Source organism: Yoonia maritima (assembly GCF_003003285.1).
In the GTDB taxonomy this organism is placed as follows: domain Bacteria; phylum Pseudomonadota; class Alphaproteobacteria; order Rhodobacterales; family Rhodobacteraceae; genus Yoonia; species Yoonia maritima.
This window is the reverse complement of the sequence record NZ_PVTP01000013.1, coordinates 26576-46212: the sequence shown is the minus strand read 5'-3', so window position 1 is coordinate 46212 and position 19637 is coordinate 26576. Positions and strand designations below refer to the sequence as shown.

The window sequence follows — 19637 nt, the reverse complement described above, 5'->3', positions numbered from 1 at the left end:
GCTTCGTCAAGCGAGGTAGCCTTCAAAGGTCACATTTTCGGCGATCTCGCGCGCTTTTGCCTCGGCTGCGGGCGAACGGATTGTCCAACAAAGCACCTGTGCGCCTTGGGATTTCAGTTCCGCAACGCGCGGACGATCCAAGTCGGCAGCTTCGTGGCTGATAAAGCAGGCCCCGGTACGGTCATAGTCCGGGATCTCTCGCAAAACGGCGCGGGTTTTATCCGGGACTTCGGGCCAGAATTGCGCCTCATAGCTTGATGTTGTAATCCCGCGCGGGATATTCGGGGCAATCTGCGCCATCACGGCGACGCTGTGCGGATTGAACGACATGACCGCAACGTCGCCGGAATAGTCTTTCAGCGCATCGGCAGTGGCCTGTTCGAGGGTGCCAACATTTGGACCCATCGCGCCATCTTGATCCTTGATCTCGATCAGCAAAGGCACACGGCCACCGACGGTTTCCAGAACTTGCGTTAGCGTTGGAATGGTCCCAGCGTCACCAGTTAACTTGATCGCGCCCAGTTCTTTGCCTGTGCGTGCCCGGACGGGGCCAGTTTCCGGGGTTAAGCGATCAAGCAGGTTGTCGTGAAAAACCATTGCTTGATCATCGCGGCTTAGCTGTACGTCAATTTCGATGCCATAGCCTGCATCGACGGCAGCTTGGATAGAGGCAAGGCTGTTTTCCACCCGCCCCGCAGCGCGGTCATGTAGGGCGCGGTGCGTGATCGGGCGAGCAAAGAAAGACGGCGGCAAGGTCATTTGATCTGAAAAATCGCTTCGATTTCGACAGCAACGCCAAATGGCAGGCTCGCGGCGCTTACTGCAGACCGCGCGTGGCGTCCTGCATCGCCGAGTGCCGCAACCATAAAGTCAGAAGCGCCGTTGATTACCTTCGGTTGGTCGGTAAATTCTGGGGTCGAGTTCACAAAGCCTACCAGCTTTACGACGCGCACGAGCCGATCGATATCGCCGCCACAGGCTGCTTTGAGTTGAGCGAGCAGGTTGACCGCGCATGTTTGTGCTGCGGCAGCGCCTGCTTCGGCGTCAGTGTCCTGACCCAGTTTTCCGATAATCAGCCCGTCAGCATTGGCCGAGATCTGGCCGGATACATGGACCATATCGCCAATAACCACATAGGGGACATAGTTCGCTGCCGGGGCGGGCGCATCCGGAAGGGTGACGCCCAGTTCTGCCAGTTTGGTTTCAATCGTGCTCATGGGAATCTCCTGTCATTCTGCCCGAACGCTAGCGGGCAAAACGACAGGGTGCAATCACGACTCGCGGAACGCCTTGGCGAAATAGTCAGCCAACGGTTTTAGGAAGTACGCCATCGGGCTGCGGTCGGCCGTGCGCATGAACGCTTCGACGGGCATACCGGGAAGCAACGTCATATCTGCAGGTAGGCGATCGATCTCGCCTTCGTTTAGTTGAACCTCTGCACGGTAAAACGACAGACCGGAGTTTTCGTTCTGAAACGCATCCGCAGAAACAAGTGTCACCTTGCCATTCAGTTCAGGTGTACGGCTGCGGTCAAAGGCTGAAAAGCGCAGGGTCACATCTTGGCCGACATAAATTTGATCAACGTCTTGCACGTTAACTTGGGTTGCTATGACCAATGGGCGGTCTTGGGGGATCAAGAAAAGAACGGGGTCGGCGGGTAGGATAACCGATTGCTGCGCAAAGACCTGCATGCCGTAAATAATGCCAGAAACAGGGGCGCGCACATCAAGTCGATCTAGCTGCCGCACTAATGTTCGGCGCCGTTCGGCGAGTTCCAACTGATTGTACTGAAGATCACGCAAGCGCGTGATTGCTTCTTCGCGGCGGGTGGTTGCAATGCTTAGAATTTGCAGGTCGATTTCTGTCGTGCGTTCTGCTGCTTGGGCCGCTTGGGCTGTTAGCTCGCCCATCGTTCCTAAAAGGCTGGCCTCTTCGCGCTGCAGTGCAAGAACGCGGCTGGCTTGGGCGAGGCCGCGATCAAGTAGGCTTTGTTGGTCACGTAATTCTTCGGCTATTAAATTGCGCTGCGTGGTCAGCGCTGTTTGCTGCGCTGTGATTCCATTGATTTGGCTTGCGATCTGCGCACGCTGCTGGGTCAACTGTTCAACCGCGCCGTCATTGGATTCACGGCGGGCATCGAACAGCCGGTTTTGGCCGGCGATCAGCTCTGTAACCTCGGGGGTGTCGACTTCAAGTAGTGTGGACGAAAATGTAAGCGTATCCGTGTCATCACGTTCTGCTTCGAGACGCGCACGCCGGGCAAGGATTTCAAATAGCTGCCCTTCGACGACGGCCAGTTCTGATTGCAGGACCGTCGCGTCAAGGCGGATAAGTAAGTCACCTGCGATTACAGTGTCACCTTCATCGACAAGGATTTCAGAAACGACCCCGCCGTCAGGGTGCTGAACGACCTGTCGGTTGCGGTCTACTTCGATTTGGCCACTGGTAATAACTGCGCCTGTGATTTGGGCAAGGAAAGCCCATGTTCCAAAGCCGCCCACAAGGATAAGAAGAGTTAAAACGCCAGCGCCCAAGTGGTTCTTTGCGGACCAACGGTTTTCTGGTTGATCGGTCATGCTACCCCTCCCGACTTGCCGGTCGAGCGCTGGATGTCGCCATGATTCTTGACCAGTTCAGCCATCACAGCATCCTTTGGCCCATAGGCGCGCCGCGCGCCGTTGTCGATGACGAGCAATGTGTCACATTCCTGGATCGCAGCGGGACGGTGAGCCATGATGAATATGACGTTTCCTTCGGATTTTAGGACCTTGATCGCTTGGTTCAGAGCAACGGAACCTTCGTTATCCAGGTTGGAGTTGGGTTCATCCAACACCAACACGACCGGATCGCCATAAAGGGCGCGTGCAAGACCGATCCGTTGAATTTGCCCACCTGATAGCCGCCCACCGTTGGCAGAAACACGTGTGTCATATCCGTCAGGTAGTTTTAAAATCATGTCATGTGCTGCAGCTTTTTGTGCGGCTTTGACGACGGCTGCATCGTCGGGTTGCATGAGCATACGTGCGATGTTTTCTTTGATCGTCCCGTCAAACAGTTGCACGCGCTGAGGTAAGTAGCCAATGTGTTTGCCTAAAACGTCAGGGTCATATTGTTCAAGCGACGCGCCATCTAAACGCACGTTACCAGATGCTGGTTGCCAAACACCTGTCAGTACCCGTGCGAGCGTCGATTTTCCCGCGCCTGACGTACCAATCACGCCGACGGCTTGTCCGGGTTTGACTTCGAAACTGATTGACCGAAGTGCGGGCAGTTTTTCACCCGGCGGTACAACGGTAACCTGCTCAACGCGTAAAGCAGCCTTGGGCTTTGGCAGTTCTGTACGCGGCATGTCTGGCGGTACGGCGCTAAGCAGTACGCCCAAGTTAGCCCAGCCTTCACGTCCGCGTTGAAATACGGCCCATTGGCCGACAATCATTTCAATCGGGGCAAGCCCGCGACCCAACAAGATTGACCCCGCTATCATTGCACCGGGCGACAGTTCGTTGATTAGCACTAGGTATGCGCCAAGGCCCAGCATTGCCGATTGTAGAAATAGGCGAAACGTTTTGGTCATTGCGGTGAATGTACCAGAGGCATCAGCCGCTGAAATGCTGGCGTCCAGCGATTTACCGCGTGCCAGCTGCCAGCGATCAAAGGCCGCGCTGCGCATTCCCAAAGAATGAACCATTTCGCTTTCGGAGCGGATTTGGTTGCCGAGTTGATCTGCTGCAAAGCGTGAGGAGTTTGCGGTCTCTAGCGGTTTACGGCTGGTGACTTGGTTCGCGATGGCGACAATCATCAACACGATCGCGCCAAACAGGGCAAGAATGCCCATCGCTGGGTGGAAAATGAAGATGCCAAAGAAAAACAGTGGTGCCCATGGTAGGTCGAATAATGCCATCAAAGCGGGTGAGGTAATCAGGCGCTGAACCGACTCTAGGTCGCGCAGGCCTGTTGCCGCTTCGCGAGGGGCACGTGACAGTGTTGTCGCACGCATCACCGCTGCAAATACCGGGCGATCAAGGCGCGCTTGAAACCGTGCTCCGATCCGCCCCATGACCCGACCACGAACATAATCAAGGATCCCCATCATTCCATAAAGAAATGCGACGAGGGCAGACAATGCGATCAACGTCTCGAACGATCGTGAGCTAAGAACCCTGTCGTACACGTTTAACATATACAATGGGCCGGTTAGCATCAGAAGGTTTACGAAAAAGCTAAAGATTGCAACGGCCCAGTAAAGAGAACGGCTTTCTTGTCGTGCGGCACGCAACTGCGCGCGTCCGTTCGGATATGAGGGCATTGGTTGGTCTTTTCCTTGCATCGAAAACCTATTGTGCAACCTATAGAAAAATGCGGCGTTGGTAACTGTTTATCTGGGGTCATGCCCCGCGAAGGCGCAAGGATAATATAAACGATTGATCAATATGGCGATTTATCGCAAATATCAACGTCATGAAATATCTGACTTCTTTTTCGTTCGCCGCAGCTGTTTTGATGCCTGTCCTTGTTTTTGCAGGGCCATATGATGGTGTTTACAAACAAACCGCCCATTCCGAATGTGCGCTTGTTGGTGTCGATGGTGGTTCTCTTAAGATCGAAGAAGTCGTCTTTCACGGCGTTGAGATGGAATGCCGTATGACAAACCCTGTTGATATTAACGACATGAATGCGACGATCTATCAGATGGAATGCTCTGGTGCCGGACAGACGTGGACGGAACGGTCAATCCTGATGAAAGACGCAGAAACTGACGGTATCATCATGGTGTGGAATGGCTATGCGTTTCGCTATGACCGCTGCGAGGAAGGCGAATATTAACGCTTGGTTGATTGCCCGACACGCTTGGTGGTCGGACAATCAAATCGGGATTTAGTTTCCGACAATCGAATCTAACAAGTTCAGAATGTCTTGATCCAGCACTTCGCCGCCTTCGCTATGCAAAAGCCCCGATTGCGCTGGTTCTGGCGGGATTGTCATTGGAAGGGGCGTTGGGTTTTTGTCAGCAAGCACACGTGTCATGGTTTCACGCCAGATCGTTGCGGGCAGCCCCCCACCCGTTACGCCGCTTAGCGGGCGGTTGTCATCATAACCCATCCAGACCGCCGTGACATAGTCACCGGTAAAGCCAATGAACCACGCATCGCGCGCACCCTGTGTTGTTCCGGATTTCCCAGCGATTTGCCATCCATCAATGCGTGCGCGCCGCCCGGTGCCTTCTTCGACGACTTTCGTCATCATCCACGTTAGCTGGCGGGCCGCATCCTGACCAATGATCCGTTCGCCGATGCCCGCGCCCTGAGAATCCATCAAGGTTTCACTGTCGCCACGGATGCGCAGGTCGACAAGCCCATAGGGCGTCACTTGCGATCCGCCGTTCAGGATGCCGGCGTAGGCCCCTGTCATGTCCAGCAGTGTGCTTTCAGAAACGCCAAGCGCCAACGCCGGACCTGCCGCCAAGTCACCGTTTAGTCCGAATCCATTTGCGACATTACGTACCAGTTCACGGCCAACGTCCTCTGATAGGACAATCGCAGGGATGTTGCGGCTTTCGGCTAAGGCTTGGATCAATGTAATCGGACCTTTGAACGTACGGTCATAATTTTCGGGGCACCAATCGCTTGCGCCACGGCGTTTCCAGCATGTGCGTTCATCGTCGATCATCGTGTAAGGTGACATGCCCAGATCAAGTGCTGCGGCGAATATGAACGGCTTAAAGGATGAACCTGTCTGACGGTTTGCCTGTGTCGCGCGGTTAAATGCGCCAGTTTCGCCGATATTGCGGCCCCCGACCATTGCGCGGACAGCACCATCTGCGGACATCACAACAATGGCGGCTTGCGCTTCGGAACCTTCGCGAACTTCGTTTTCAAAGACACTGATCATCGCTTCTTCGGCAGCCGTTTGGATCGCCGGGTCAAGCGTTGTGCGGATAAATACGTCTTCGGTTGTGTTGCGGGTGAACGATTCAGGACCGCTGCGCATGATCCAGTCAGCAAAGAAAGTCGCTGCGTTGGCGCGTGCGGTTTCCGATAGCGTCGCGGGGTTCGCGCGGGCTTCATCGGCTTGGGCTTGGCTGAGATAGCCCTGATCTTCCATCAGGCCGACAACAACGGCTGCGCGGTTTTGCGAGCGCTGTAAGTTGCTTGTCGGGGCCAATGTCGATGGTGCGGTCAGCAAACCTGCAAGCATAGCAGATTGCGCAGGGCTGAGCGCCATAGCGGGAATGCCAAAGTATCGTTGCGACGCCGCCTCGAAACCACGCGCCCCTGCGCCCAGATAGGCGCGGTTGAGATAGATCGTTAAGATTTCGTCTTTGGTGTAGGCAAGTTCCATGCCTACTGCGAAGACGGCCTCGCGGGCTTTGCGCCAAAGCGACCCTTGGCGGCAGTCGTTTTCATATTCTGCCTCTGAGTCCCATCTGGTCGGGTCGAACGGTACACCAAGGCAAAGCAGCTTTGCTGTTTGCTGTGTTATTGTTGAACCGCCGTGACCCGATAACGGACCACGTCCTTCGCGTAGGTTGATGCGCACTGCGGATGCAACCCCGCGTGGGGAAATCCCAAAATGACGGTAGAACCGTTTATCTTCGGTTGCGACAACTGCGTTGGTAAGGTGCCCGGACACGGTGTCAACAGTCACCATCCCGCCGAATTGATCGCCACGCCATGCAAATACTTCGCCACGGTAGTCGGTCATTGTAACTGAGCCGCGTGTGCGACCGTCGATCAATTCGTCGACCGGGGGCATTTGCGCGGCAAAATAGAATGAAAATCCAGCGATAATCAGGCCAACAACAAGTCCCAGGCGCCAGCTAACTGCCCAGATAATGCGTGCGGCCCAGATGAATGGAAAAAGTAGCCACCCGAGTAACCCGCGCGGTTTGGTGCGCTTAGGTGCGGTCTTGCGGCGCGTTACTGGTTTTTTGACGGGCTTTTTCTTAGGTGCAGGTTTCTTTTTCGCTGTCCCGTTGCCCGGGTAGCGCTTTTCGGCCACCAAAGGTGTCCGCTTATTGCCATTTCCACTCATGTTCTGCCCGACCGACTGTTTGTCTGATTTTTTACTACCATAGCGGGGGCTTTCACAAATGTAGAGCGCGATGAGTCGCTGATACGGTGTTTTTATGCCGCTAAATATTTAGGCACTTATGGCTATTTGTGCAAAAATTGTGCAATCGTGCCTGCTTTTGGGGCGATCTGATACCTCAGGAGTCTTGCTCGCGGTGGCTACACGCGGTTTCTGTCTCTTTGCAAGCGGGCGCTGCCAAGAGCGCTTTGCATATGAATTTGCAAGGGGAAGAACGTGAAACTCATCATTGCAACAATTAAGCCGTTTAAACTCGAGGAGGTCCGCGAGGCGCTGACCACCGTGGGCGTGCGCGGCATGATGGTGTCTGAAATCAAGGGCTTCGGCTCTCAATCCGGCCACACTGAAATTTATCGTGGTGCCGAATACGCCGTGAATTTTGTACCAAAAGTTAAGCTTGAGGTCGTCGTTCCAGATTCAATGGCCGAACAGGTGGTTTCCACCATCGCATCCACAGCCAAGACCGAGAAAATCGGTGACGGCAAGATTTTCGTTCTCGACGTTGAAAGCGCCCTTCGCGTGCGCACCGGCGAGACAAACGATGACGCGCTTTAAGCGTGAATTAAGGGACAGACTAATGAAACTGAATAAATCTCTTCTTGTTGGTGCGGGCCTTGCGCTTATGCCGACATTTGCGCTGGCACAGGATGCCGCGCCAACATTCGATGAAATCGGCCCGTATCTGATGACGACCTTGCTGTTCCTTGTGGGCGGCTTTTTGGTGTTCTGGATGGCTGCCGGTTTTGCCATGCTCGAAGCAGGTCTTGTGCGCTCTAAGAACGTTACAACACAGCTGACAAAGAACATCGCGCTGTTTTCAATTGCGTCCATCATGTACTGGTTGGTTGGTTTCAACCTTATGTACCCAGGTGAATGGCTTGTCGAAGGCTGGCTTGGCCCGTTCTTCTCGATCACATCACTAGAGCCTGTAGGGCTGGCTGCTGCTGATGCGTCACTTGATTACGCATCTGTCGCTTCTGACTTCTTCTTCCAGCTAATGTTCTGTGCAACGACTGCATCGATCGTTTCTGGTACTTTGGCTGAGCGCATCAAACTGTGGCCATTCCTGATCTTCGTTGTTGTGCTGACTGGCTTCATCTACCCAATCGAAGCATCTTGGCAGTGGGGCGGCGGCTTCTTGTCTGAAATGGGCTTTTCTGACTTCGCTGGTTCAACTCTGGTTCACGCTGCTGGTGGTTTCGCTGCCCTTGCTGGTGCCTTTGTTCTGGGTCCACGGATCGGTAAATACAAAGACGGCAAAACAATCCCAATGCCGGGTTCTAACCTGACACTTGCTACACTGGGTACATTCATCCTGTGGCTGGGTTGGTTCGGCTTTAACGGTGGTTCGCAGTTGGCTGCGGGTACTGTTGGTGACATCACTGACGTTGGCCGCATCTTTGCAAACACCAACATGGCTGCCGCTGCCGGTGCTGTTGCAGCGCTGATCCTGACACAAGTCATGTACAAAAAGGTCGATCTGACCATGGTGCTGAACGGTGCGCTTGCTGGTCTGGTTTCTATCACGGCTGGCCCGCTTGACCCGTCGCTGTTCGGTGCGCTTTGGATTGGTGCTGTTGGTGGCGTAATCGTTGTCTTCGTTGTTCCATTGCTGGACAGCCTGAAAATCGACGACGTTGTTGGCGCTATTCCAGTCCACCTCGTTGCGGGCTTCTGGGGTACGATGGTTGTGCCTGTTTACACAGATGGCACAAGCTTCGTGACACAGTTCATCGGCTTCGCAGCAATCGGTATCTTCGTCTTTGTCGTATCTCTGATCGTTTGGATTATCCTGAAATCCACAATGGGTATCCGGGTATCTGAAGAGGCTGAGATCAACGGTCTGGACGTGTCCGAGCTGGGCATGGAAGCCTATCCTGAGTTCTCGAAAGGCTGATACCCTTCCTCTCAGTTTTTCAATACTTGCCCGGGCGTTCGCGCCCGGGTTTTTTCTTGGATGGGTGGATCAAGATCCACCCTACAAATTGAGCGCAAGAATTTGTTCTAAACTGCGATATCATGCAAAATTGTTGCGTATAGCTTCGTATTGAGAGTCATCTTAACGATATCATTCTAGGTATGACGCGCAATTCTCTCGATATCAGTTTTCCTCGAATCCGGAGTTTCCCATGATCCAGACCCCATACCTTTTGTTTCTGGGCGATGCGCCCGATCAGCTTGCCGCGAAGGTCGCGCAGGGCATCAAGGACTGGCGCCCGGACAATGCCGTTGGACAATTCCGTATGCCGGGTTGTGGCGCGGATGTCGGCATCAAGGACATGACGTTGGCAGAGGCCAAAGCAGCAGGTGCTAAGACTCTTGTGATTGGTGTGGCGAACCGCGGCGGTGTTATTTCGGACGCTTGGAAGGCCGTCTTGGTAGAGGCTCTGCAGATGGGCTTCGATGTCGCGTCTGGTTTGCACAATCTACTGCGTGACGAAAATGATCTGATGGCAGCAGCGCGCGTGAATGGACGTACATTGTTCGATGTGCGTATTCCGTCGGTTGCCTATCCCATCGCGAACGGCAAGAAGCGCACTGGCAAACGGTGTTTGGCAGTTGGTACGGATTGTTCGGTTGGCAAGATGTACACTGGCCTCGCAATGGACGCAGAGATGCAAAAGCGCGGCATGAAGTCGACATTCCGTCCGACCGGGCAGACCGGCATTTTGATCACAGGTGGTGGTGTTCCATTGGATGCGGTGATCGCGGACTTTATGGCGGGCGCTGTGGAGTATCTGACCCCTGATAACGATCCGGATCACTGGGATCATATCGAAGGGCAGGGGAGCCTGTTTCACGTGTCATATTCAGGTGTGACAATGGCACTGATCCACGGTGGGCAGCCCGATGCGTTGGTGCTCGCGCATGAGCCGACCCGCACACATATGCGTGGTTTGCCTGACTACGCACTGCCGAGCCTAGAGGCGCTTCGTGATACTGCGCTTTCGATGGCGCGTATTGCCAACCCTGACTGCCAGGTTGTGGGCGTATCGGTGAATACGCAGCACATGTCTGAGCCCGAAGCGATAGCATATATGGCAGAGGTCGAAGAGCGGATGGGCCTTCCAACGGTCGACACGTTCCGCCAAGGGGCAGGGCGACTGGTCGATGCATTGGCGGCGATATAAGATCAAATTTAGCTAAATTTGATCGCGCCGGCGTTCTAACCAAGAAAAGGCATATCGATGAAAATTCAAGTGACGCGTGATGTATTCCAGCTCGCGCAGGTGTTCACGATCAGTCGTGGTTCTCGCACGCAGGCAGAGGTACTAACCGTCACGGTTAGCGGCGATGGCGCCGTTGGTTGGGGTGAATGCGTGCCATATGCGCGCTACGACGAAACCTTGGATAGCGTGACAGAACAGATCAGCGGCTTTTCTGGCGCGTGGGGTGACCTGCAAGATGCTTTGCCAGCGGGTGCGGCGCGTAATGCATTGGACTGTGCGTATTGGGATCATGCAGCCAAGCAAGCCGGAAAACGGGTTTGGGACTTGTTAGGCCTGCCAGCGCCCGGCCCGGAAATCACCGCCTATACTTTGTCGCTTGATACGCCCGAGGCAATGCAGGTTCAGGCCGCAAAAAATGCGCTCCGTCCGTTGCTGAAGATTAAACTTGGTACGCCCGACGATATGGCTCGGTTAGAGGCGGTTCGTCGCGGTGCCCCTGAAGCCCGGATTATCGTGGATGCAAATGAAGGTTGGACTGCTGATGTCTATGCCGACCTTGCGCCCCATCTGATCCGGCTTGGCGTACAAATGGTTGAACAGCCACTGCCTGCTGGGGAGGACGAAATGCTGGCGGAAATCGCGCGCCCCTTGCCGGTTTGCGCGGACGAAAGCTGCCATGATCGAACCAGTCTTTCTGCGCTAAAGGGCAAATATGACATGGTGAACATCAAGCTGGACAAAACAGGTGGCCTCACCGAAGCGCGCGCATTGAAAGAGCAAGCCATCGCTGAGGGTTACGGTGTTATGGTCGGTTGCATGGTCGGATCGTCGCTTGCTATGGCGCCAGCGACCATTCTTGCGCAGGGTGTGGCCTTTACGGACCTTGACGGCCCGCTCTTATTGGCCGAAGACCGTGATCAACCACTTATTTTTGATGAACAAGGCGTGCACCCTCCTGCCGCCGCATTATGGGGATGACCATGCGCACAGTTTACGTCAACGGCGAATACCTACCTGAAAACGAAGCCAAGATTTCGATCTTTGATCGCGGTTTCCTGATGGCCGATGGCGTTTACGAGGTAACATCGGTCCTAGATGGCAAGCTGATCGACTTTGACGGGCACGCAAAACGGCTCGAGCGTTCTTTGGATGAACTAGACATGCCGCGCCCTGATGCGCTGCCTGATCTGCTGGACGTGCACCGCGAATTGGTGCGTTTGAACGGCATTGAGGAAGGCATGATTTATCTTCAAATCACACGCGGTGCGCCTGACGACCGCGACTTTGCCTTCCCTGATCCGGAAACGACGAAGCCAACTGTTGTTTTGTTCACCCAGAACAAACCTGGTCTTGCTGACAACCCAACGGCCAAGAAAGGGATCAAAGTGATCTCGATCGCGGATCAGCGCTGGGCGCGCCGTGACATCAAAACTGTTCAGTTGCTGTACCCGTCCATGGGTAAGATGATGGCCAAGGCCGCAGGCGCTGACGATGCGTGGATGGTCGAAGATGGTGCCGTGACCGAAGGCACGTCAAACAACGCCTACATCGTTAAAGGCAATACCATCATCACGCGGAACTTGGGCAATGAGATCTTGCACGGGATCACCCGCGCAGCCGTTCTGCGTTTTGCTCGCGAAGCACAGATGCAGGTCGAAGAACGCAGCTTTACCATTGCCGAAGCGCAAGAAGCTGATGAAGCATTTATCACGTCGGCCAGCACATTCGTCATGCCCGTCGTCGACATCGATGGTGCATCCATCGGCACCGGCACACCCGGCCCAATCGCAGCGCGCTTGCGTGAAATCTATCTGGATGAAAGCCGTAAGCTGGCTGTTTGATCTCGGTCGTATTCACAAGTCCACCGGCGAATAGAGCCGGTGGGTTTCGATGCCGTCCGTGCCTGCTTCAGGCCGCCAGTCCTTTCGAGCACATTCGGGCATACTCAATCTCTTCATCTGTCATGTCGGGGTGCCTGTTGATGAATGCTTGAATGACTCTGTCATTGTCTGGGTGAAGAACGTGGTTCAGGCCGTGTAGGGCTGCGCTTTGGCAGTCGTAGCTGTCGATTAAGAGTACTTTAGACAGAGTTTCAAACATCGCATTTTGAATGCGCTGGTGTTCGAGGTTCGTGCTTGGTTGCGCTCTTTTCATTGGATTGATTTCGTAGGCCAATCCGTCCCACCACATCTCACAGGCATTTCCGAGCGGTTGTTGCGCGAAAATATCGCGAAACATGAAGTACATTGAGGTAATCAGTTCTTCTTTGACTTCGATAGGGATATCTTGGTTCCAGATTAAATCGGTGAGATTTCCTTTATCACCCGGGCCAAACATCGCCCAACAGCCTCGCTCAAGGTTTGTAAGGTCATATCTTTCCAGCAGACTACCTGCATTCCTAAACATTTCGATGAAGCGATGCGTATTGTGTTTGGGATCGAAAATGATCACCAAACCCTGGTGGGAATGGGCCTTTTGATTGAAAACAAAGTCCTCAAACTCTCTTTGGGAGGCTTGTTCTATATTGAACTCAAGTTTTGTCATCGGTTTCCCGCAGTTTAATCACTCACCCATGTGACTTCTTGAACGCTTCTTTTGCTTCAGCACTCGCTTCGGTCTGGTGCTTCGCTTTCCACTCGGAAAACGGCATGCCGTAGAACGCTTCGCGGCCTTGCTCTTTGTCCATTTCGATGCCGCGTTCGTTAGCTGCTTCTTGGTACCAGCGCGACAGGCAGTTCCGGCAGAACCCGGCAAGGTTCATCATGTCGATGTTTTGCGCGTCGGGCCGATCTTCAAGAAGGTGCTGGCGCAGGCGGCGGAATGCGGCGGCTTCGATTTCGATGCGAGTTTGGTCGTCCATGGTGTTCTCCGTCAAAGCCCAGTCTGGGCGAGTACTTCTTTCAATATAGGTGCTAATCGCTGCGCCCAAAGGATTTGTCCGGCTTCTTCGGCAATAAGGTCGTTGCGCACTTCGATAAGAACGTTTGGCCGTCCATGCTGTAGCGCATGTCGGTCGACAGCGTCGCCTTTGAGGTGGCCAGAATAGGGTTCGTTGTCTCCAACGCACCAACCTTGATTGATACAGGCTTCGATGAATGGTTTCGCAAGCCGATCATCATGCGCGTAAAGAACGCCAACTTCCCAAGGCCGCGCTGACCGTCCGCGTAGTTGCGGTGTAAAGCTATGGACCGCGCAGATCACGGGGTCCTGCATTTGCGCCGCCAGTTCGGCATAGGCGTTGTGATAGGGGCGGTGAAGATGCTCTAGCCGCTTTTCCTTTTCAACCGCATCTGCATGACGGTTTGCGGGGATGATGGTCCCATCATAAAGACGCATAAGCAATGTCGGGTCATCTTCACCCCGGTTGGGATCAATCACAAGCCGCGAGAAGTTTGATAGAATTGCTGGGCTGTCCAGTGCCTCTGCTAAATGGCGGGTCACCCCAGCTGCGCCGACATCATATGCGATGTGGCGCTGCATGTCGTCATGGGGAAGCCCAAGGTTGCCGTTATTTATCCAATCAGGGACATGGTTGGTCGCATGATCACAGCTAACCAGCCATCGCCCAGACCTGTTTTTATCAATAATTTGGTAAGCAGAGTGTGTCATCTTTGGTGTCATTCCTTTGTCACCCGATTTAGGCTAGTTGTGATAGGATTGGAATTGCGCAATAAGGGCAATAAGCCGCCTGTTATCGCTAACGGCATAGCCGCACGAAGGAAAAATCATGAGACGCCACCGTAACGTAAAGATCGTCGCCACACTTGGCCCAGCTTCCAATGACTATGAGATGATCCGCGCATTGCATGAAGCAGGCGCAGACGTTTTCCGTCTGAACATGTCGCATGGTGATCACGCTGAAATTAAGGTCCGTCACGAGATTATCCGCCAAGTCGAAAAAGACATGGATAGCCCGATTTCCATTCTTGCCGATTTGCAGGGCCCAAAGCTGCGCGTTGGTGTTTTCGCCAACGGCGAAGAGGAATTGGTCGAAGGCGCTGCGTTCCGGCTTGATCTGGATGACGCCGAGGGCGACGTGAACCGCGTTAAGTTGCCTCATAAAGAAATTTTCGACGCGCTAGAGCCTGGCGCGCACCTGTTGGTCAATGACGGTAAGATTAAGCTGCGGGTCAAAGACTGTGGTCGCGACTTTGCTGATTGTGAAGTTATCGTTGGCGGCACAATTTCTAACCGCAAGGGCGTGAACGTTCCTGATGTTACCTTGCCGGTGGCGGCCTTGTCTGAAAAAGACCGCAAAGACCTCGAATTTGTATGTGAACTAGGCGTTGATTGGCTGGCACTATCGTTCGTGCAACGTGCTGCCGACGTTGAAGAAGCGCGTGAGCTTGCCAAAGGTCGTGCCGCGATTTTGTCAAAAATTGAAAAGCCAAATGCGGTAAAGTCATTTGATGAAATCTTGAAAGTCAGCGATGGCATCATGGTTGCTCGTGGTGATCTGGGCGTTGAGCTGCCTGTTCATGCGGTCCCGCCAATTCAAAAACAACTGATCCGCAAGTCACGTGCTGCCGCAAAGCCGGTCATCGTGGCGACGCAGATGCTTGAATCTATGATCGATTCACCGATGCCGACACGTGCCGAAGTATCCGACGTCGCAAACGCAATTTACGAAGGTGCAGACGCGATCATGTTGTCTGCGGAATCTGCTGCCGGATCGTATCCGATTGAAGCGGTAAGCACGATGAACAACGTCGCGGGTGAGGTCGAGTCAGACCCGACTTATACAGAGATTATCGAAGCGTCGCGGAAAACGGATGGGATAACAGTTGCAGATGGTATCGTATCTGCGGCACGTGAAATTGCAGAAACGACAGACGTTAAGGCGATCTGCTGTTTCTCACAATCTGGTACAACAGCTTTGCTTGTTTCGCGTGAACGCCCGCGGGTTCCAATCGTTGCGATGACGAACCAAATCGGAACAGCCCGTCGCCTGTGTCTGTCTTGGGGAACAAACTGCGTTGTCACGGGCCCTGTTGACCGCTTTAAAGATGCGGTTCTCGCGGCGGTTAGTGCAGCAACGAGCCTGAAATTGGCGAACAAGGAAGATATGATTGTGATTACCGCTGGGGTGCCGTTTAACACGCCCGGATCGACAAACATCCTTCGTGTTGCGCCCTGCGATGAACGTTTGATTTTCCCAGCCGAAGCAGACTAAGCTGCCGCCTGTAAGAAAACGGGAACGCGCTAAATGGATTATGATCTGATTTTTGTTGTGGGCGTGCTATGCTGCGCCTTCGCAATTCCAGCCTTGATCAGCGCGTTTTCGGACAGACGCTTTCCACGTGTGGCGATCATGTTTGCCGTCGTTGGGGGCGTCAGCGTTGCCTATGCAATGCAGGAAAATCCCGGGGTTTACGGTTTCGCGACTGTCGACGACGTATTTGTTGATGTCTTGGGCCGGTATATGCTCTAAATCCCTTGCCTATTTGAATGATGCGTCCTATACGGCGCGTCTCAACCCGCGCGTCCGGCCCGTATGGCATGCCGAGTCGCGCTTCCGACCGACCCAAAGAGGAGACGGAAATGCCGAAGATGAAAACAAAATCGAGCTGCAAAAAGCGGTTCAAAACGACGGCTTCTGGCCGTGTCGTTGCTGCCCAAGCGGGTAAACAGCACGGCATGATCAAGCGCTCGAACAAGTTCCTTCGTAACGCACGTGGCACGACCACATTGTGCAAAGCTGACGAAGGTATCGTTAAATCAATGATGCCTTACGCACGTTAATTAGAGGGAATTAGGATATGCGCGTTAAAGGCGGAACAGTCACACATCGTCGTCACAAAAAAGTTCTCGACGCTGCCAAAGGTTATTATGATCGCCGGTCAAAGACTTTCAAAGTCGCTAAACAGGCCGTCGACAAAGCCAACCAATATGCAACACGCGACCGTCACAATCGCAAGCGCAACTTCCGCGCATTGTGGATTCAGCGGATCAACGCAGGCGTTCGTTCGGTTGACGAAACACTGAACTATTCCAAGTTCATCAACGGCCTGACACTGGCTGGGATCGAAGTCGACCGTAAGGTTCTGGCTGATCTTGCAGTGAACGAGCCTGAAGCATTTGCGACAATCGTTGGCAAAGCTAAGGACGCTCTGGCTGCTTAAGCTGCCGAGTAACGAGAATTGATCAAGGGCCGCCCATTGGGTGGCCTTTTTTCGTTGCAGGGGCATTTCGAAACGAAAAAGCAACGAATTCCCGTGATGCTGCGTGCAATGATGATGCTGCGTTTGATATTCGTTTGGGTGACCGCGATTTCACCTTTGGCTTGCTGGGGGCAATCGGGGTCTCTGGTGGGGGATGGCGTGTTTGGTCAGGCGCGGGGGCTGTTCGTGCGGGATGGTGTTTCCATTGCTCCGAAACCCGCAAGTTCGAGCCTTTTCAGTGGACATATTGATGGCGGCTTCTTTGCGCCGCTTCCAGTGGTGGTCAGACAGGCAGATTCTAGCGCTGTGCAGCGATTGCGCAGCATTATCGGGCAGGCGGAATCTCCTGTTGCAGGCTATGATGCGGTGCAGCATAGGGCGGTAATTAAACCGCGCAAGCGGCCGACAGAAATGACAATTGGCGAAATTTTTGATTGGATTTCTGCAACGCCCGGCCAGTCACATGCGATTGGCAGGTATCAGTTCATCCCAGATACGCTTACACGTGTCGTTGCGCAGGTTGGCGCACGGCGAAGCGATCAGTTTAGCCCTGCAATGCAGGATCGGCTCGCGGATGTCTTACTTGATGACGCTGGATTTGGGGCATTTCTAGCTGGTGATTTAAGCCAGCAACGCTTCATGAACAATCTTGCGAGTATTTGGGCGGGGCTGCCGACATCGACGGGGCGATCAAAATACCATGGTATTGCGGGAAACAGAGCGACGGTTACGTTGGCGCATTTCCAGTCCGAGATCACAAAAATCGCACCCTGATGATGGTGGTGAGCGCCTGCATGAGCTTGCAACCAAGCCCCCATTTCGCTAGCACCGCTTGGACAGTTGTAAGAGGCGCGCCATGGACGATCTGAAATCCAAATACCTTTCCCTGATTGCCGATGCCGCCGACGAGGCCGCAATCGAAGACCTGCGTGTGCAAGCCGTCGGCAAAAAAGGCGAGATCAGCCTGCAAATGCGTGAACTGGGCAAGATGACCCCAGAAGAGCGCCAGACGGCGGGCCCCGCGTTGAACGCCCTCAAGGACGAGATCAACAGCGCCCTATCCGCGAAAAAGGCCGCGCTGGCTGATGCTGCTTTGGATGAACGCCTGCGCAGCGAATGGCTGGACGTAACATTGCCTGCGCGTGATCGTCGCGAAGGTTCAATCCACCCGATCAGCCAAGTGACCGAAGAAGTTAGCGCGATCTTTGCCGACATGGGCTTTGCCGTGGCCGAAGGCCCGCAGATCGAATCTGATTGGTATAATTTTGATGCGCTGAACATCCCGGGCCACCACCCTGCGCGGGCCGAGATGGACACGTTTTACACGCACCGCGCCGAGGGTGATAACCGCCCGCCGCATGTTTTGCGTACGCACACCAGCCCGGTTCAGATCCGGAGCATGGAGGCCAACGGCGCGCCGATCCGGATCATCTGCCCGGGTCGCGTGTATCGTGCGGATTATGATCAGACCCACACACCGATGTTTAACCAAGTCGAAGGTCTGGCCATCGACAAAGACATCAGCATGGCGAACCTGAAATGGACGCTAGAAGAATTCTTTAGCGCGTATTTTGGTGCCCGCGTGAAAACCCGTTTCCGCGCGTCCCACTTCCCCTTCACCGAACCATCGGCCGAGGTTGATATTCAGTGTTCATGGGTTGATGGGCAGCTAAAGGTCGGCGAAGGCGACGGTTGGCTCGAGGTTCTAGGTTCCGGCATGGTTCACCCCAAAGTGCTGCAAGCCGCCAAGATTGACCCTGATCAATGGCAAGGCTTTGCCTTTGGCGTTGGTATCGACCGGATTGCGATGCTGAAATACGGCATCCCCGATCTGCGCGCGTTCTTTGATTCAGACCTGCGCTGGCTGCGCCACTATGGGTTTAGCGCACTACAAGTGCCGACGCTGCATGGTGGGCTGTAGGGGGCAGGTATGATGTGGTGGACTATTGTGGGTTGCCTTTCTGTAGTTCTGGTTTGGAAGATCGCGCAGAGCTTCAGCGCCAATAAGTTTCTTGAAGAAATTTCTACCGGCTTGTCGCGGGATGAAGCAGAAAAGCAAATGCATGAATGCTTTGATATTGTGTTGATGCGCCACAAACTTGGTAGTGCCTCAGGAATCTCCCGTAGAGATGCCAATGCCCGACTTGAACGTGCGGTCTGGATGCAAGATCGAATGAATGAGTTGGATGGATTACCTCTGGTCCGGCAGCAAGGCTCAAGATACGAGCTACTTATTTGGAAACTCTCAAATCGGTATGATGTATCATCCAAGCAGCCACCCGGTATCGCCGGGCAGCCCCCGACCCTCCCCACGGGAGGGGGCTTCACCCCCACCCAGGGCCGGGGACTGCCCTATGTTTTGAATGGAAACCACATGACCAATGACGTTGAAGACCTGCAAGACACATACCCCGGCGCTGGGACGTTTCGGTTTGGCGATGGACCAGAGCTGTGCCAGCATCTGATCGCGCTTGTCCGCAAGGGCAAGAAACGCGCGACCTGTGGTGCGCTTTCTGAATTCGAAGGCGACCCTGATTCAATGCCCGTCGTTGGCCGCTGCGATATTGCCGCCAACTGGGACGGCACGCCTGCGCTGGTGATCCGTACGACTGGCGTCGAGGAAGTCCGCTATTGCGACGTGACCGAAGAAATGGCGCTGGCCGAGGGCGAAGACGACACGCTGTTGGCGTGGCGTAAATCACACAAGGCCTATTTCAAACGCAACGGTGACTTCGACCCCGAGATGATGCTCGTGTTCGAACACTTCGAATTGGTCGAAGATCTAGCCGGGCGTGAACTTTAGCGCTTGATCTGCACGATGTGATCGCCTGCGAAAGATCGGTGTCGGTTGTCGGACCGCATGTCGATCTTGCGCACGTCAGCAAAGTTTTTGCAGCCAATTTCGACCCCACCAACGGTGCGGCTATGTTGGTTGCAGTAAACTTGGACGGCGGATGCCATGTTGGTCATCCGACCAGACACCAAAGAATCGCTATTGGAATGCAACAGCAGGCCAACCACAAACAGCGCGGCGGCAAAGAGCAGATACTTAATACCAGACATTTCTCGTAAACCCGGAACGGCTGAACAGTTTCAGTCCGAACTGCGCGGTATTTACGCTTGTTCGATTACCTTTTCTAGCGATTTTTTGCGTGATCGCTTTTGTGTGCCGCACATTTAGGCTAAGCCCTGTTCAACCTATTTAAACCGCAGGACC

General features: G+C 54.1%; 22 protein-coding genes. 13 read left to right on the top strand and 9 right to left on the bottom strand.

What is annotated here, in order from left to right; translation table 11 throughout:
• Positions 1-6 precede the first annotated feature (6 nt).
• The 4 genes from CLV80_RS15910 to CLV80_RS15895 are packed head-to-tail and all read right to left on the bottom strand — an operon-like array spanning position 7 to position 4306.
• Positions 7-759 carry a glycerophosphodiester phosphodiesterase family protein gene (locus tag CLV80_RS15910; protein WP_106358929.1) on the bottom strand — a complete coding sequence of 251 codons (753 nt, stop codon included), beginning with the start codon at positions 757-759 and terminating at the stop codon, positions 7-9.
• Positions 756-1217 (bottom strand): RidA family protein, encoded by a 462-nt coding sequence (locus CLV80_RS15905; protein ID WP_106358928.1) that lies wholly within the window; start codon positions 1215-1217, stop codon positions 756-758. Before CLV80_RS15905 ends, CLV80_RS15910 begins: the two co-directional genes overlap by 4 nt.
• Positions 1218-1271: 54 nt before the next feature.
• Positions 1272-2576: an HlyD family type I secretion periplasmic adaptor subunit gene (locus tag CLV80_RS15900; protein WP_106358927.1), complete on the bottom strand. Its 1305-nt coding sequence runs from the start codon at positions 2574-2576 to the stop codon at positions 1272-1274.
• A complete protein-coding gene (locus tag CLV80_RS15895) occupies positions 2573-4306 on the bottom strand; it encodes a type I secretion system permease/ATPase (protein ID WP_106358926.1) in 1734 nt (577 codons plus the stop codon). Before CLV80_RS15895 ends, CLV80_RS15900 begins: the two co-directional genes overlap by 4 nt.
• A 194-nt stretch (positions 4307-4500) precedes the next feature.
• Between CLV80_RS15895 and CLV80_RS15890 the strand changes: the two genes are divergently transcribed.
• Entirely contained in the window at positions 4501-4824 is a 324-nt protein-coding gene (locus tag CLV80_RS15890) for a hypothetical protein (protein WP_243394600.1), read from the top strand.
• Between the two features lie 51 nt (positions 4825-4875).
• On the opposite strand, the gene CLV80_RS15885 is transcribed toward CLV80_RS15890, so the two are convergent.
• A complete protein-coding gene (locus CLV80_RS15885) occupies positions 4876-7032 on the bottom strand; it encodes a transglycosylase domain-containing protein (RefSeq protein WP_106358924.1) in 2157 nt (718 codons plus the stop codon).
• A 273-nt stretch (positions 7033-7305) separates the two neighbouring features.
• Here CLV80_RS15885 and CLV80_RS15880 point away from each other — a divergent pair, with 273 nt between their 5' ends.
• The 5 genes from CLV80_RS15880 (at position 7306) to CLV80_RS15860 (ending at position 12100) form a co-directional block, all read left to right on the top strand.
• Positions 7306-7644 (top strand): P-II family nitrogen regulator, encoded by a 339-nt coding sequence (locus tag CLV80_RS15880; RefSeq protein ID WP_106358923.1) that lies wholly within the window; start codon positions 7306-7308, stop codon positions 7642-7644.
• A gap of 22 nt (positions 7645-7666) precedes the next feature.
• Entirely contained in the window at positions 7667-8986 is a 1320-nt protein-coding gene (amtB, locus tag CLV80_RS15875) for an ammonium transporter AmtB (protein WP_106358922.1), read from the top strand.
• A 232-nt stretch (positions 8987-9218) separates the two neighbouring features.
• Positions 9219-10220 carry an N-acetyltransferase DgcN gene (dgcN, locus tag CLV80_RS15870; protein ID WP_106358921.1) on the top strand — a complete coding sequence of 334 codons (1002 nt, stop codon included), beginning with the start codon at positions 9219-9221 and terminating at the stop codon, positions 10218-10220.
• A 57-nt stretch (positions 10221-10277) separates the two neighbouring features.
• Positions 10278-11237, top strand: coding sequence for an N-acetyl-D-Glu racemase DgcA (gene dgcA / locus CLV80_RS15865; RefSeq protein WP_106358920.1), 960 nt, complete (start codon positions 10278-10280; stop codon positions 11235-11237).
• The gene (locus tag CLV80_RS15860) at positions 11234-12100 is read left to right on the top strand and encodes a D-amino-acid transaminase (RefSeq protein ID WP_106358996.1); all 867 of its coding nucleotides are present in this window, start codon (positions 11234-11236) and stop codon (positions 12098-12100) included. Before dgcA ends, CLV80_RS15860 begins: the two co-directional genes overlap by 4 nt.
• 67 nt (positions 12101-12167) lie before the next feature.
• Here the strand turns inward: CLV80_RS15860 and CLV80_RS15855 are convergent, their stop codons facing one another.
• From CLV80_RS15855 to CLV80_RS15845, 3 genes are read right to left on the bottom strand one after another with little or no spacing between them, the layout of a single operon-like run.
• Positions 12168-12803, bottom strand: coding sequence for a hypothetical protein (locus CLV80_RS15855; RefSeq protein WP_106358919.1), 636 nt, complete (start codon positions 12801-12803; stop codon positions 12168-12170).
• 22 nt (positions 12804-12825) lie between these two features.
• A complete protein-coding gene (locus CLV80_RS15850) occupies positions 12826-13119 on the bottom strand; it encodes a DUF1244 domain-containing protein (RefSeq protein WP_106358918.1) in 294 nt (97 codons plus the stop codon).
• A gap of 11 nt (positions 13120-13130) precedes the next feature.
• Positions 13131-13868, bottom strand: a complete 738-nt coding sequence (locus CLV80_RS15845) for an N-formylglutamate amidohydrolase (protein ID WP_106358917.1) — start codon at positions 13866-13868, stop codon at positions 13131-13133.
• 118 nt (positions 13869-13986) lie between these two features.
• Here CLV80_RS15845 and pyk point away from each other — a divergent pair, with 118 nt between their 5' ends.
• The 7 genes from pyk to CLV80_RS15810 all read left to right on the top strand — a co-directional run bounded on the left by pyk (position 13987) and on the right by CLV80_RS15810 (position 19223).
• Positions 13987-15432, top strand: a complete 1446-nt coding sequence (gene pyk / locus CLV80_RS15840; protein ID WP_106358916.1) for a pyruvate kinase — start codon at positions 13987-13989, stop codon at positions 15430-15432.
• Between the two features lie 33 nt (positions 15433-15465).
• Positions 15466-15690, top strand: a complete 225-nt coding sequence (locus tag CLV80_RS15835; RefSeq protein WP_106358915.1) for a hypothetical protein — start codon at positions 15466-15468, stop codon at positions 15688-15690.
• A gap of 110 nt (positions 15691-15800) precedes the next feature.
• A complete protein-coding gene (rpmI, locus tag CLV80_RS15830; protein WP_045997239.1) occupies positions 15801-16001 on the top strand; it encodes a 50S ribosomal protein L35 in 201 nt (66 codons plus the stop codon).
• Between the two features lie 17 nt (positions 16002-16018).
• Positions 16019-16381, top strand: coding sequence for a 50S ribosomal protein L20 (gene rplT, locus CLV80_RS15825; RefSeq protein WP_106358914.1), 363 nt, complete (start codon positions 16019-16021; stop codon positions 16379-16381).
• 36 nt (positions 16382-16417) lie between these two features.
• On the top strand, positions 16418-17194 hold the full coding sequence (locus CLV80_RS15820) for a lysozyme family protein (RefSeq protein ID WP_133169787.1): 777 nt from the start codon (positions 16418-16420) through the stop codon (positions 17192-17194).
• A gap of 82 nt (positions 17195-17276) precedes the next feature.
• Complete coding sequence (pheS, locus tag CLV80_RS15815; RefSeq protein ID WP_106358912.1) at positions 17277-18341, top strand: phenylalanine--tRNA ligase subunit alpha; 1065 nt, start codon at positions 17277-17279, stop codon at positions 18339-18341.
• A gap of 453 nt (positions 18342-18794) precedes the next feature.
• The gene (locus CLV80_RS15810) at positions 18795-19223 is read left to right on the top strand and encodes an ASCH domain-containing protein (RefSeq protein ID WP_106358995.1); all 429 of its coding nucleotides are present in this window, start codon (positions 18795-18797) and stop codon (positions 19221-19223) included.
• Here the strand turns inward: CLV80_RS15810 and CLV80_RS15805 are convergent.
• Complete coding sequence (locus CLV80_RS15805; protein WP_106358911.1) at positions 19220-19483, bottom strand: hypothetical protein; 264 nt, start codon at positions 19481-19483, stop codon at positions 19220-19222. The two genes, CLV80_RS15810 and CLV80_RS15805, sit on opposite strands and share 4 nt — an antisense overlap.
• Positions 19484-19637 lie beyond the last annotated feature (154 nt).

Excerpts from the sequence above, each read along its gene's own strand:
- CLV80_RS15910 (WP_106358929.1), bottom strand. The coding sequence starts at position 759 with ATGACCTTGCCGCCGTCTTTCTTTGCTCGCCCGATCACGCACCGCGCC.
- CLV80_RS15905 (WP_106358928.1), bottom strand. The coding sequence starts at position 1,217 with ATGAGCACGATTGAAACCAAACTGGCAGAACTGGGCGTCACCCTTCCG.
- CLV80_RS15900 (WP_106358927.1), bottom strand. The coding sequence starts at position 2,576 with ATGACCGATCAACCAGAAAACCGTTGGTCCGCAAAGAACCACTTGGGC.
- CLV80_RS15895 (WP_106358926.1), bottom strand. The coding sequence starts at position 4,306 with ATGCCCTCATATCCGAACGGACGCGCGCAGTTGCGTGCCGCACGACAA.
- CLV80_RS15890 (WP_243394600.1), top strand. The coding sequence starts at position 4,501 with ATGCCTGTCCTTGTTTTTGCAGGGCCATATGATGGTGTTTACAAACAA.
- CLV80_RS15885 (WP_106358924.1), bottom strand. The coding sequence starts at position 7,032 with ATGAGTGGAAATGGCAATAAGCGGACACCTTTGGTGGCCGAAAAGCGC.
- amtB (WP_106358922.1), top strand. The coding sequence starts at position 7,667 with ATGAAACTGAATAAATCTCTTCTTGTTGGTGCGGGCCTTGCGCTTATG.
- dgcN (WP_106358921.1), top strand. The coding sequence starts at position 9,219 with ATGATCCAGACCCCATACCTTTTGTTTCTGGGCGATGCGCCCGATCAG.
- dgcA (WP_106358920.1), top strand. The coding sequence starts at position 10,278 with ATGAAAATTCAAGTGACGCGTGATGTATTCCAGCTCGCGCAGGTGTTC.
- CLV80_RS15860 (WP_106358996.1), top strand. The coding sequence starts at position 11,234 with ATGACCATGCGCACAGTTTACGTCAACGGCGAATACCTACCTGAAAAC.
- CLV80_RS15855 (WP_106358919.1), bottom strand. The coding sequence starts at position 12,803 with ATGACAAAACTTGAGTTCAATATAGAACAAGCCTCCCAAAGAGAGTTT.
- CLV80_RS15850 (WP_106358918.1), bottom strand. The coding sequence starts at position 13,119 with ATGGACGACCAAACTCGCATCGAAATCGAAGCCGCCGCATTCCGCCGC.
- CLV80_RS15845 (WP_106358917.1), bottom strand. The coding sequence starts at position 13,868 with ATGACACACTCTGCTTACCAAATTATTGATAAAAACAGGTCTGGGCGA.
- pyk (WP_106358916.1), top strand. The coding sequence starts at position 13,987 with ATGAGACGCCACCGTAACGTAAAGATCGTCGCCACACTTGGCCCAGCT.
- CLV80_RS15835 (WP_106358915.1), top strand. The coding sequence starts at position 15,466 with ATGGATTATGATCTGATTTTTGTTGTGGGCGTGCTATGCTGCGCCTTC.
- rpmI (WP_045997239.1), top strand. The coding sequence starts at position 15,801 with ATGCCGAAGATGAAAACAAAATCGAGCTGCAAAAAGCGGTTCAAAACG.
- rplT (WP_106358914.1), top strand. The coding sequence starts at position 16,019 with ATGCGCGTTAAAGGCGGAACAGTCACACATCGTCGTCACAAAAAAGTT.
- pheS (WP_106358912.1), top strand. The coding sequence starts at position 17,277 with ATGGACGATCTGAAATCCAAATACCTTTCCCTGATTGCCGATGCCGCC.
- CLV80_RS15810 (WP_106358995.1), top strand. The coding sequence starts at position 18,795 with ATGACCAATGACGTTGAAGACCTGCAAGACACATACCCCGGCGCTGGG.
- CLV80_RS15805 (WP_106358911.1), bottom strand. The coding sequence starts at position 19,483 with ATGTCTGGTATTAAGTATCTGCTCTTTGCCGCCGCGCTGTTTGTGGTT.